The sequence below is a fragment of the Aeromonas rivuli genome (genome assembly GCF_020149575.1).
GTDB lineage: Bacteria > Pseudomonadota > Gammaproteobacteria > Enterobacterales > Aeromonadaceae > Aeromonas > Aeromonas rivuli.
The window spans coordinates 2,535,450-2,547,591 of sequence record NZ_CP079742.1; the positions used below are offsets into that span (position 1 = coordinate 2,535,450).

9 protein-coding genes and 1 riboswitch are annotated in these 12,142 nt (G+C 61.7%); of the genes, 4 read left to right on the top strand and 5 right to left on the bottom strand.

All coding sequences use genetic code 11. From position 1 onward, the window contains the following. The first annotated feature begins 254 nt into the window (after positions 1 to 254). Together argA and lysC are read left to right on the top strand one after the other, a co-directional pair. Positions 255 to 1,583 (top strand): amino-acid N-acetyltransferase, encoded by a 1,329-nt coding sequence (gene argA / locus KYK33_RS11780; RefSeq protein ID WP_042042178.1) that lies wholly within the window; start codon positions 255 to 257, stop codon positions 1,581 to 1,583. A 109-nt stretch (positions 1,584 to 1,692) separates the two neighbouring features. Continuing rightward, positions 1,693 to 1,918, top strand: a riboswitch (Lysine riboswitch). A gap of 88 nt (positions 1,919 to 2,006) precedes the next feature. Further along, positions 2,007 to 3,359: a lysine-sensitive aspartokinase 3 gene (gene lysC, locus KYK33_RS11785; RefSeq protein WP_224430634.1), complete on the top strand. Its 1,353-nt coding sequence runs from the start codon at positions 2,007 to 2,009 to the stop codon at positions 3,357 to 3,359. Positions 3,360 to 3,448: 89 nt separating this feature from the next. On the opposite strand, the gene KYK33_RS11790 is transcribed toward lysC, so the two are convergent. Beyond that, positions 3,449 to 4,525, bottom strand: a complete 1,077-nt coding sequence (locus KYK33_RS11790; protein ID WP_224430635.1) for a protein kinase family protein — start codon at positions 4,523 to 4,525, stop codon at positions 3,449 to 3,451. A gap of 253 nt (positions 4,526 to 4,778) precedes the next feature. On the opposite strand from KYK33_RS11790, the gene KYK33_RS11795 reads away from it, so the two are divergent. Then, the gene (locus KYK33_RS11795) at positions 4,779 to 7,040 is read left to right on the top strand and encodes an LTA synthase family protein (protein ID WP_224430636.1); all 2,262 of its coding nucleotides are present in this window, start codon (positions 4,779 to 4,781) and stop codon (positions 7,038 to 7,040) included. Positions 7,041 to 7,164: 124 nt separating this feature from the next. On the opposite strand, the gene KYK33_RS11800 is transcribed toward KYK33_RS11795, so the two are convergent. The 4 genes from KYK33_RS11800 to ycfP form a co-directional block, all read right to left on the bottom strand. Beyond that, entirely contained in the window at positions 7,165 to 8,175 is a 1,011-nt protein-coding gene (locus KYK33_RS11800; RefSeq protein ID WP_224430637.1) for a S66 family peptidase, read from the bottom strand. Next, a complete protein-coding gene (locus KYK33_RS11805; protein WP_224430638.1) occupies positions 8,175 to 8,492 on the bottom strand; it encodes a heavy metal-binding domain-containing protein in 318 nt (105 codons plus the stop codon). The genes KYK33_RS11800 and KYK33_RS11805 overlap by 1 nt, the downstream gene beginning before the upstream one ends. Positions 8,493 to 8,881: 389 nt before the next feature. Further along, on the bottom strand, positions 8,882 to 10,174 hold the full coding sequence (locus tag KYK33_RS11810) for an NAD(P)/FAD-dependent oxidoreductase (protein ID WP_224430639.1): 1,293 nt from the start codon (positions 10,172 to 10,174) through the stop codon (positions 8,882 to 8,884). Positions 10,175 to 10,251: 77 nt separating this feature from the next. Beyond that, positions 10,252 to 10,791 carry an alpha/beta hydrolase YcfP gene (gene ycfP, locus KYK33_RS11815; RefSeq protein ID WP_224430640.1) on the bottom strand — a complete coding sequence of 180 codons (540 nt, stop codon included), beginning with the start codon at positions 10,789 to 10,791 and terminating at the stop codon, positions 10,252 to 10,254. A gap of 177 nt (positions 10,792 to 10,968) precedes the next feature. Between ycfP and KYK33_RS11820 the strand changes: the two genes are divergently transcribed. Further along, positions 10,969 to 12,126 carry a GGDEF domain-containing protein gene (locus KYK33_RS11820; protein WP_224430641.1) on the top strand — a complete coding sequence of 386 codons (1,158 nt, stop codon included), beginning with the start codon at positions 10,969 to 10,971 and terminating at the stop codon, positions 12,124 to 12,126. Positions 12,127 to 12,142: the final 16 nt, after the last annotated feature.

Sequence of the window (12,142 nt, forward strand, 5' to 3'; positions counted from 1 at the left end):
CGCCGCTGGCACGCCGCCGGTCCCTGACATCGGCAAGAGCTGTGAAGATAAGGAGTTTGCCCGTTTGGATCAACCGCCCTCGCCTCCCGGGGGCCACTCTCCTTGGCGCCCATCCTGCCCCTGTCATCTCCCTCAGGTAGACCAGCCCTGCCTCCCCATCGGCAATAAATCGCACAAAATCAATATTTAGTCTTGATTTGTGAATTTATTTTCATATATTGGGCCCATTGCTGTTTTTTATGGATGTATCTCGAGTGCGTGAACGTGAACCCAGCCTGGTCCATGCCTTTCGGCAGTCCACCCCCTATGTCAACGTACACAGGGGCGCCACCTTTGTGCTCATGATGGGGGGCGAGTCGGTCGCTCATCCCAACTTTGCCAATATTGTCAGTGACATCGCCCTGTTGCAGACCCTCGGGATCCGCCTCGTGCTGGTGTTCGGCGCCCGCCCCCAGAATGATGAAGCCCTGGCCCGCGCCAACATAGACGCCCAGTACCACAAGCGGATCAGAGTCACCGACGATCAGAGCTTCGCCCTCATCAAGCAGGTCAGTGGCGGTATGCAATTCGACATCACCGCCAAGCTCTCCATGGGCTTGGCCAATACCCCCATGCAGGGCGCCCGGATCAGCGTGGTGAGTGGCAACTTCGTCACCGCCCAGCCCCTGGGAGTCGATGACGGGGTCGACTACTACCACAGTGGCCGGGTGCGCCGCATCGACGTCGAGGGGATCGTTCGCCAACTCGATCAGCAGAACCTGGTGCTCATCTCCCCCATCGGCTGCTCGGTCACCGGCGAGAGCTTCAATCTCACCTCCGAAGAGGTGGCCCGCCGCATCGCCGTGGATCTCAAGGCCGACAAGCTGATCTGTTTCAGCTCAAGCCAGGGGGTCATGGACCGTCATGGTCAGGCCGTCTCCGAGCTCTTCCCCGAGCAGGCGGAAGAGTACCTGATTGAGCTGGAGCAGGCGGGTGAGGAGATGTCCGGCACGGCTCGCTACCTGAGAGCGGCCATCGCCTCTTGTCGCGGCGGTGTGCCCCGCTCTCATCTGGTCAGCTACCAGGAAGATGGCGCCATGCTGCAGGAGCTGTTCAGCCGCGAGGGGCTGGGCACCCAGATAGTGCGCGAGAGCGCCGAGCAGGCCCGCGCCGCCACCATAGAGGACATTGGCGGCATCCTGGATCTCATACGCCCGCTGGAAGAGGACGGGATCCTGGTGCGCCGCTCCCGGGAGCAGCTGGAGATGGAGATCGACAAGTTCACCATCATAGAGCGTGACGGCCTCATCATCGGCTGCGCCGCCCTCTACTGCTTCATGGAAGAGGCCATGGCCGAGATGGCCTGCGTCGCCATCCATCCCGAGTATCGCAACTCCAACCGGGGGGATCAGCTGGTCGCCAAGGTGGCTGAGCGGGCCAAGCGGCTCGGCATACGCCAGCTGTTCGTGCTGACCACCCGCTCCATCCACTGGTTCCGGGAGCGCGGTTTCGAGCCCCTGGAGGTCGAGGCCCTGCCGGTGGAGCGTCAGCGGCTCTACAACTGGCAGCGCCGCTCCAAGGTTTTGTCGAAGACTATTTTTTAAGCTGTTGATTTTGTGCTGTCTTCGATGGGAGATTGAACTTTTTTCGAAACTCGATTGACAGTGCAATCCAACGCGGGTTATTTCTAATTGCACTCCATCCCCAGCGGATGGAGCCAGAAGAGGAGCGTTGCCCAGGTAGATCGGAGCAGGACACCAGCGTCCAGTGATGCCGATTGAGGGGGAGCAGCGCCGAGATGGTGCAGGAGACTGGTCTTCTCATCGTCGGCTACGGGGGCTGAATCCCCCGGGTTGTCATCGGTAGTGTTCATCCAATACCCGCGCCAGACTCTGGTCGGGTACTGGATGGGTTCTACAGGTGGAGCGCTTCTGGCCGGGATCCTTCGCTATTCCTGCCATTTTCTGCCCTCCCCTGTCTATTTCCCCCACGGATCCGGATTTTTGATATTTAGACAGGAGCATGCAATGAACCCTTTCAATGTCGCCAAGTTTGGCGGAACCAGCGTCGCCAATGCCGCCGCCATGAACAACTGTGCCAACATAGTGCTGGCCAACCCGGCAACCCGTCTGGTGGTGCTGAGCGCCAGCTCCGGCGTGACCAACCTGCTGGTCGCCCTGGCCCAGGGCGAGCTCGATGAAGGGGAGCGCGAGGCGCAACTCGGCAAATTGGCCGATATCCAGCAGAGCATATTGCAAGACCTCGGCCAGCCGAGCGAAGCCTCTGCCATCATCCATGGCCTGCTCGGCGACATTCGCAAGATGGCGCTGCAAGCCACCCAGCACACCGATGCCGAGCTGGCCGATCGCCTCATCGCCTGTGGCGAACTCATGTCCACCCGCCTCTTTACCGAGCTATTGTGCCAGCGCGGCGTCAAGGCCCAGTGGCAGGATGCGCGCCAACTGCTGCGCACCGACAGCCGCTTTGGCAAGGCGAGCGTGGATCTGAATGCCAGCCGCGCCCTGTGCCAGCAAGCGCTGGCCCCTCTGCTCGGCGACACCCTCGTCATCACCCAGGGCTTTATCGGCGCCGACGGCGATGGCCGCACCACCACCCTGGGCCGGGGTGGCTCGGACTACAGCGCCGCCCTCTTTACCGAGGCCCTGGACGCCGCCGCCATCGAGATCTGGACCGATGTTCCCGGTATCTACACCACGGATCCACGTCTGGTGACCCGCGCTCGCCCCATTCCCGAAATCAGTTTTTCAGAGGCGGCCGAGATGGCGACCTTCGGCGCCAAGGTGCTGCACCCCTCCACCCTGCAACCCGCCGTGCGCTGCGATATCCCGGTGTTTGTCGGCTCCAGCAAGGATCCCCAGGCCGGTGGCACCTGGATCCGCGCCAGCACCCAGAGCAGCCCGCTGTTTCGCGCCGTGGCCCTGCGCCGCCAGCAGGTGCTGGTCACCCTGCACAGCCTCAACATGTTCCACGCCTACGGCTTCCTGGCCGAGGTGTTCGGCATACTCGCCCGTCACCGCATCTCGGTGGATCTCATCACCACCTCTGAGGTGAGCGTGTCGCTGACCCTGGATCACACCGGCAGCCAGAGCAACGGTGAGCCCGTGCTCGGCGACAAGGTACTGGCCGAGCTGGGTCAGCTGTGCAAGGTGAAGGTAGAGACGGGGCTCGCGCTGGTGGCCCTCATCGGCAACCGGATGAGCGAGGCAACCGGGGTCGGCAGCCGGGTGTTCGACGCCATGCGCGATCACAACATCCGCATGATCTGTTATGGCGCCAGCGCCCATAACCTCTGCTTCCTGGTCAACGAAGGCGAGGCTAACCAGATAGTGAATCGCCTGCACCAGGAGCTGCTCGACTGAGCCAGCCGGGCTTGACGACAACAAGGGCGCCATCAGGCGCCCTTGTTGTTTGTGGCCAGCGCCTCAGAGGGGCGGTGTCACGCTGTGACTCACACCCGCTCAGGGGGGAGCTGCCAGCTCTTGGCCTGCTCGCGCTGGCTCGCCAGCAGGGCGAGCAGCTCACCCTGGCTCTGGTTGATCTGGGTGCCCCCGGCAAGCAGCTCCTCATAACAGTGGCCCAGGGCATGCTCCAGCCAGTCGAGGCGCTTGAGGGTGAGCGGGGTACAGCTCTGGCCACTGAGGTCGTCTTGCACATCCAGCCAATGGCTGCGGTACATGTCCTTGAGCCAGTTGGCCGCCAGCCCCTCCTCGCTTGCCAGGGCGGTGCGCCACTCCTGCTCGAGGCCCACCAGCCGCGCGAGCACGGGCTCGCAGGCCCCCTCCCGGCCAAGGCGAGCCAGCTCCTGCTCGGCCCAGGCCAAGGTGAGGCCGCGCCAGTAGGCAAATTGCGGCAACGGATTGGCAACCCCGAGCCAGAGTCCCGACAGGGTGCGGGTCTCGAGCCTCTCCACCACATGAAACGCCGGATCGCACAGGCCATTGGAGTTGAACTCGAAGCGGGGGTCGAAGGGCCACATGTAGCCAAAATCGAACACGCTGATCTGCTGGCCATCATCGAGCAGGTTGCCCGGGCTCGGATCCCAGTCAAACCATCCCCAGCGCGCCAGCTCCCCCTGTACCGCCAGCATCTGGGCCAGATTGCGCTCATTGAGGCGCTGTACAGGGTCGCCACGCAACCAGGGGGAGAGCAGTATGCCGGCCTGGGCCGATCCAAAGCTGGTGCAGACCACATGGGGCAAGAGGGTGGGGTGTTGTTCGCGCAGGGCCTCTATCTCCCGCCTGCGCTCCAGCTCGGTGAGAAAGGCGGTCTGGCCATCGATGTTGGCCACTCGCGACTCGGGAAGGCGCCGCTTGAGGCACCAGTGATGCCCCTCGACCTTGAGGTGGAACACCTGGGCGGTGAGGCCACTGTGATACACCTCGAGCACGGCGGGGTGCCCCTCGTGCAGGCTTTGCAACTGCGCGAGGGTCAGAGGGCAATCGCGCTCACGGCCGATCTGGATCTCTTCATCACACTGCAACATCTGCAGCAATCTCGCCTGGCGTCCAACAACCTTAGGATTCATTGCAGCCTCCCCCATCGTTATTGAGAGAGTAAACAGCTCTGTGCTTGGCCCGCCAGCCCCTTCATCTGATGATGCCGCTTTCATCACAGAAAGAGCCACCGCCAGCGGACCCCGATCACACAAGCGCCATCCAGGCTTCAGCATCAATTCATTTATCTGTCATTAAATTGACAAGCTGGAACAAGCCCAGCACCATCGGGTCAAAATTAAAACAAGCCAAGTCTGCCTCGCAACGCTCAAAGGATGAGCCCTTATGTCTCTCTCTCACCCCGGCCGCCATTCCCTACGGGTTTCTCTGCTGCCAGCCCTGACCCTGGCACTGCTGTTTGTGCTGCTGCTGTTTACCCTGCTGCTGCCAAAGCTAGGCCCGGCCAACCTGCTGAGCCCGGCCACGCCGCTGATACTGGGCCCGGCCGACAACCCGGTCGCCACCCTGGTGCGCCACTCCCTGCTCTACAAGAGTGACAATCGCGGTCTCTATCTGGTGGTGCACAGCCAGTGGCAACTGAGAAAGCCGTTGCAAGCCAGCGATCGGGTACTGGTCGAGCTGCTCGGCGAGCAGGGGCAGCGTATCGACCAGCTGCGCCAGCGGGCCGACAAGAGACAAAAGTGTGGCAAGCAAGGCTGTACCCTCGACATCAACAGCACGCTCAGGGCGCCGGACGATGCACTGTCTAACCACTATCAGCTGAGGGTCGGTCTGCTGCTGGCAGACCGGGAGGAGAGCGGCGAGTTTCGCCAGATCTTGCAGCCCCTGCCGGAGCAGGGCTTCAATCTCAGCTACCTGTTGATAAGCCTTGGGCTGGCCTTGCTGATCTGCGCCGCAATCTTGCGCATCTGCCTGCCCTTGCTGCGCCAGAACCTCTGGTGGCGCCTGCTCGGCTGCCTGCTGCTCGGCAACCTCACCTTCGTGTTGCTCCATGGCTTCGTGGTGTTCAGGGTCGGTGAGTTCCTGCTCTGGTCCGGCTTTCGACCCGAGCACTACTACCTGGCATGGGGCAGCATGGTGCTGGGCTGGGGGCTGTGCGCCCTTGCCGGTTTCAATCTCTACATGGGGCTGATATTCACCCTGTTATGCGCCGTGGGTCTGCTCGCCAATTTCATGAAGATTGCCATCTACGGCGTGCCCCTTGGCGGGGACGATCTCGGCAATCTGCTGGCCCTGGCGCGGATCCTCACCGAACAGCATCCCGTGCTGCCCTGGCTGACAGGCCTGGCGCTGATCGGGCTCTGCTGGTATTTCGCCCTGTCCCGCTGGGTGCTGCGCGCCCTAGCCGCCACCGTCGCCTTCTTCGCCCTGTGCGTGTTCGCGACCCAGGCGGGCAATCTGCTGCTCGGTGCCAACATCCGCTACGTGGACAGGGCGGTCAATTATCACAGAGACATCATCCGCTCAGGCCCCGGCCTCTACCTGTTCAACCTGGTCAACGAGATGCTGCAAAGCGGCAATATCTTCCGTTATCCGTTGCAGGCCAATGATCTCACCCCGCAGCTGAGCCAGCTGCCAAACCAGACGGCGCCACGCTGGGATCTGGTGATCGTGCTGCAATACGAATCCCTCTGGCTCAACTGGAAGGCCAACATCTGTGCCCCCGCCCCCACCCTCAACCTGCCCGCCAGCGTGCAGCAGTGGCAAAAAACCATTCACTCCCCCACCACGGGGGGCATGACGGTGCTGGCGGAGTTCGAGATGAATACCGGTTTGCCGGTCGGCCTGCTCAAGCAGGGCATAGTGCCTTACTACTACTTGCGTGACCGGGTGCCGGGCCTGGCCCAGACCGCCAAGGCGAGCGGTTATCGCACCCTGTTCGCCCACCCCTATACCGAGAAATTCTGGGGGCGGGAGAAGGCCATTCCTGCCCTTGGCTATGAGGAGCGCTGGTTTATCGATCGTTTCACCAGCCTGGAGCACAAGGGACTCTATGTCTCGGACCATGCCCTCATCGATCACCTGCTAAGGCGCAGCGAACAAGACAGCCAGCCCCTGTTTGCCTATGCGGTCACCATGCAGGGCCATGGCCCCTTCGATGCGGCCCGCTATCAGGCCCAGGAACTCGACAAGGCCTGCCCGGACATGGATCCGGCCCAGCGGCAGCTGCTCAATACCTACTACACGGGGGTGGTCGATGCCATGGCTTCCCTCGAATACCTGCTCAAGGTGCTCGATGGCAGTGACAAGCGCTATCTGGTGCTCGCCTTTGGCGATCATCAGCCCTTCCTGATGTCGGCCAGCGAGGGCATTCATGGCAAGCAAGCCCCCCGGGATGCCGGCTACCAGATCCCCATGATGGCCTTCACCCGGGATGATGGCAGCATCGAACTCGAACGCCAGTTTGGCGCCGTGCGCCAGCTCTATCAGATGGGCCAGGAGACCCGGGCCCTGCTGGCCGGGGATCTCACGCCGCTGGCCGACAAGCCGCTGCTCCATCCGGTATTGGGGGAAGAGAAGGGGTTCAAGGCCGCGCCCCTGGTGCCGCAGATCCGCGAGAGCTTCCGCCCGGACAGCCTGCCCTGACGGCCAGCGCCGTTGCCAAGGGCCCCTCTCGCCGTGCTCCTTGATACCGGGCCAGGCGAGATGCATCAGACAAGAGGCCGCCCCAGGCGGCCTCTTTCTCACCTATTCATGGGGTCAAGCGCGCTCAAGAGCACCAAGGCTCAAGCAGTCGCAACTGCTGGCGGTCAAGATCCAGCTCGGCCTGGATCCCCAGGGGCAGGGTCAACATGGGGTGGGTATGGGCACAATCAAACTCAGCCAATATGGGGAAGCTCGGCTCGCCAATCACCTCCAGCAGGATATCGAGGGGGCCCTTGCCGCTGCCCTGATCGTTGAAGCCCTCGTGTTTGCCAAGCAGCAGGGCGCCAATCCGGCTGAAGACGCCGCACAGCTTGAGGTGGGCGAAACTGCGCTCCACCGTCTCGGCGGATTTGAGGCTGTCTTCGAGCAACAAGATGTCCCCCTGCTCGATTGCAGGCATATAGGGGGAGCCCCAGATGCCTGCCATGGTATTGAGATTGCCGCCAATCAATCGACCCCGCACCCGGCCCGTGCCAAGGCTGATGAGTCGATTCTCCTGCCGCAGCTTGGCGCGGCTCTGGCTTTCCCAATCGAGCCGCTCGTCGGTCCAGTGGGTTGGGGTTGGCAGGAGATATGGCAAGGGACAAGCCTCGCCAACGCAGATCCCAAGGAAGGCAGCCAACGTCTCATCGACCAGGGGTGGCCACTCCCCGAAGGAGGCGACCAGGGCGGGACCGTAGAAGGTGACCAGCCCCGTCTTGGCCTGAATGCCCAGCAACAGCGCCGTCACATCCGAGTAGCCGATGATTATCTTGGGATCCCGGCGCAGCGCCTCGTAATCGAGATGGGGCAGCAGGGAGTTTGAGTTGCTGCCGCCGATCACCGACATGATTGCGCGCACCTGCGGGTCGCGAATGAGGGCATTGAGCTCATCGGCCCGCGCCGCGATGGAGCCGGATCGCCAACTCTCCTGCTGACCCGTCAGGCTGCCCGCCTTGAGCACAAAACCCTGCCCCTCAAGATACTCTCTGGCCCGGGCGAAGCGGTTCGGTGCCCAGGCGGTTGCCGCGCTGGAGGGCGAAAAGAAGCCGATGCACTCCCCGCGCTTGAGTCTGGGAGGAAAAAGGGGGCCCATCAGATCACCACGGCAGTGCCGCTGACGCTCACCATCAACATGCTGCCGTTCTGACCGACCACTTCATAATCGAGATCGATGCCGACCACGGCGTTCGCGCCCAGCGCCTGAGCGCGCTCTTTGAGCTCATCGAAGGCAATCTCCCGGGCCCGGGCCAGCTCTTTCTCATAGGCGCCGGAACGTCCGCCTATGATGTCGCGAATACCGGCAAACAAATCCTTGAACACATTGGCGCCGAGGATGGCCTCGCCGACCACGATGCCGCGATACTCGCGAATGGCTTTACCTTCCAGGGTGGGGGTGGTTGAGAGGATCATGGGATCTCCTTGTCGTGGTGATCGCGCACCGTGCGCTGAGTCCCCAGAGTAACAGGCCGGTATCAAAACGACACCCCTCACCGCTTCCCATGGGCAAGTAATGAACGGGCCAAAATAGAACAAGATCTTGATTTACCATAAAAATATTATTTTATATGCCGCATGACATGCTCATTGGCTTCACTCAAACTCAACGAGGTCAGCACAGGTTGTGCGAAGCGCCACGCGGATCATCAAGATTGACTCAACAAGGATATGGATAAAACCACAGCGACTGCGTCTGCCCCTCAGCCTGCTGGTGACTGCCCCCAGCAACAGACAAAAAAAGGGAGAGGCCTGGCCTCTCCCTTTCTTAATCGTGCCCACTGCCATGGGCGACGTGCAATGACTCAGTGCAGCTTCAGGGTCGGTCTCAGCACCCGGTTGATGCGACCCACCAGCATGATGAGGCCGGTCTTGATGTAACCGTGCAGGGCGACCTGGTGCATCCGGTACAGGGAGATGTACACCAGACGGGCGATGTAGCCCTCGACCATCATGGAGCCGCGCATCAGGTTGCCCATCAGGCTGCCGACGGTGGAGAAGCGGCTCAGGGAGACCAGGGAGCCGTGATCGTGGTAGAGATAAGGCTTCATCTCGCCACCTGCCAGCTTGGCCAGGATGTTCTTGTAGGCCTGGGTTGCCATCTGGTGGGCAGACTGGGCGCGAGGCGGCACGAACTTGCCATCGGGCTGCGGGCAGGCCGCACAGTCGCCGATGACGAAGATGTTCTCGTCACGGGTGGTCTGCAGGGTCTGGTGCACTACCAGCTGGTTGATGCGGTTGGTCTCAAGCCCGGCTATCTCCTTCATGAAGTCCGGCGCCTTGATGCCAGCGGCCCACACCATCAGATCAGCTTCGATAAGCTCGCCATCCTTGGTGTGCAGCCCCTCGGCCGTTGCCTCGGTGATCATGGTGCCGGTGCGCACATCCACCCCCAGCTTGGCCAGCTCCTGGTGGGCTGCGCCGCTGATGCGCTCTGGCAGGGCAGGCAGTATGCGCGGGCCCGCTTCGACCAGGCTCACCTTCAGGCTGTCGGTGGTGAGGTTCTTGAAGCCATAGGCATAGAGCTGCTCCACCGCGTTGTAGAGCTCGGCGGAGAGTTCGACCCCGGTGGCGCCGCCACCGACGATGGCAATCTTGACCTTGTCCCCTTCCTTGTATTCCGTCGCGAACTGCAAGAAGCGGTTCATCATCTGATCGTGGAAGCGGTGTGCCTGGGAGGGGCTGTCCAGGAAGATGCAGTGCTCCCGGATCCCCTTGGTATTGAAGTCGTTGGACACTGAACCTATTGCCATGACCAGGATGTCGTAAGGCACTTCACGCTCATGCACCACCAGCTTGCCGTCCTCATCGTGGATGGGGGCCAGCACGATGCGCTTCTCATCACGGTTGATGGCGGTCAGGCTGCCGAGCTGGAAGTCAAAACCGTGGTTCTTGGCATGGGACTGGTAGCTCAGGGCATCGATGCCCGCATCCATGGAGCCAGTGGCCACTTCGTGCAACAGGGGTTTCCACAGGTGGGTGCGATTGCGATCCACCAGGGTTACCTGCGCCTTGTTCTTCTTGCCCAGCTTGCGGCCCAGGCTGGTCGCCAGCTCCAGTCCGCCAGCCCCGCCGCCGACGACAACGATATTGGTCATGGTGAATTTCCTCAGTCTCATTTAAAGCTAAGGGAGCCGGCGGCTCCCTTGAAGTTGAATTCCATGACGTGACTGCATCAGGCCTCTTTGAAGGCCTTCATCCGCTGCAGGTGATGAGAGATGTTCTTGAACTTGTGGCTCTCTGTCTCATCCCACACGATGTTGTAATAATTCTTCAATTCACGCTCAATGTCCGCATTATTACCCACTTCATCCTGGACGGAAAGGATGCACAGGCAATTTCCTGAGTTTTTATTACGAAATTCTGACACACATTTGGTGCCTATGTCCTGATACTCCTCAGGCCGGTCGATGCGCCCTTCCATGTTGATTTCCGGGTGCAAATTGGGGTTGAAGATGACCTGCTTGATGCCACACAGGAAACCGATCCGCTCGCTCCAGTATCCTCCCAGGCCCACGCCGCAGATGAGGGGCTTGGGATCCGAACTCATGTCGAGCTGTTTCTTCACCTCTTTGAGCAGGTGACTCATGTCGTGACGGGGATGAACGGTGCTGTAATGAACGAAGCGCACATCATCATCGATATACTGCAACTGCAGCACTTTCTCATGATTGCCAGGGCTAGTGGCATCAAAGCCATGCAGATAGATGATCATGGTAAGACCTCAGACTCTGTGTCGGTTCTATCGAAACTACCGCAGCAGGCGGGCCCCACGCCACCAAAACATGCGGCTTTCTTGCTTTGGATCACGCCGGCCATCGTCAGCTGCGTCCGCCCTTCCCGTCACAACTTGCTACTCTTCAAACACAAAAAGACCACGGATGGGGTCGCTGTGAACGCCATTGCTCTGAGTTATCTGCTACTGGCGGCCCAGATGGGGCTGTATGGGATCCTCTGGTCCCTGACCGCCTGGCTGGTGCGCAGTGAGCGGCTCACCGGCCTGCTCGGCGCCGCCTACTCCCTGTGCTGGGCCGGTGCCTTGGCGCTGTTTGCCCTGCGGGGCACCCTGACCCCCTGGCTCACCTACACTGGCGCCGATGTCTTGGTGCTCTGCGGCTTCACCCTGTTGTGGGGCCGCGCTTACTGCTTCGACAGAGGCCGTTTCCCCTGGCGCCGCTGGTCACTGGTGACCCTGTTCGGCGCCTTGCTGCTCATCTGGGCCGGACCTGCCCCAGAGCACATGGACCTGCGCCTGCTGCTGCTCGCCCTCTTCTCCGGGGTCAGCGGCTTCCTGATGATCTGCTACTCGGCCCGCCCCTTGCGCCAACAGCTGGGCACGCCGCTGAGCTGGCTGATCTGCCTGCTGGGGCTGGCCGCCATCCTGGCCTGGGGAGAGCGGATCATGATGGCCCAGAGCCTGCCGATCCCGGCCCAGGATTTCGTCTACCCCTCGAGTCACAACATCCTGGCCTTGCTGGTGATCTGGCTGCTCACCATCGCCCTGCAGCTGGGGCAGTTGTTCATGGTGGTGCTGCGCAACACCCGCAAGCTCAACGACCTCTCGGTACGTGATGTCCTGACCCAGCTCCTCAACCGACGCGGCTTTGAGGCCAGATGGCGCGAGCTGCCCGCGGCATCCAGGTCGCTGCTGCTCATCGATGTGGATCACTTCAAGCAGGTCAACGATCGCCACGGTCATGATGTGGGCGACAGGGTGCTGTGCCACCTCGCCCGGCAGTTCACCGATCACATGGGGCCATCCGCCACCCTGGCCCGCATCGGCGGTGAAGAGTTCGCCATCTTGTTGCCGGGGGAGGATATCGCCAATGCCCATGGCCGCGCCGAATACCTGCGCAGCCAGATAGCCGCCACGCCACTGCCCAGCGAACAGGGCGCACTCCATGTCACGGTCAGCATTGGGGTGGCCACCAGTCAGGGGGAGTGCCTCTTCGAGCTGCTCAAACAGGCCGATCTCGCCCTCTATCTCGCCAAACGACGCGGTCGCAACTGCGTCGCCAGTCAGCAGGATCTGGCCGCGCAGATGAGTTGAAAGCCGGCCTCCCAGG

Coding starts and splice junctions, on each gene's coding strand:
- lysC (WP_224430634.1), top strand. CDS start 2,007: ATGAACCCTTTCAATGTCGCCAAGTTTGGCGGAACCAGCGTCGCCAAT.
- KYK33_RS11790 (WP_224430635.1), bottom strand. CDS start 4,525: ATGAATCCTAAGGTTGTTGGACGCCAGGCGAGATTGCTGCAGATGTTG.
- KYK33_RS11795 (WP_224430636.1), top strand. CDS start 4,779: ATGTCTCTCTCTCACCCCGGCCGCCATTCCCTACGGGTTTCTCTGCTG.
- KYK33_RS11800 (WP_224430637.1), bottom strand. CDS start 8,175: ATGGGCCCCCTTTTTCCTCCCAGACTCAAGCGCGGGGAGTGCATCGGC.
- KYK33_RS11805 (WP_224430638.1), bottom strand. CDS start 8,492: ATGATCCTCTCAACCACCCCCACCCTGGAAGGTAAAGCCATTCGCGAG.
- KYK33_RS11810 (WP_224430639.1), bottom strand. CDS start 10,174: ATGACCAATATCGTTGTCGTCGGCGGCGGGGCTGGCGGACTGGAGCTG.
- ycfP (WP_224430640.1), bottom strand. CDS start 10,791: ATGATCATCTATCTGCATGGCTTTGATGCCACTAGCCCTGGCAATCAT.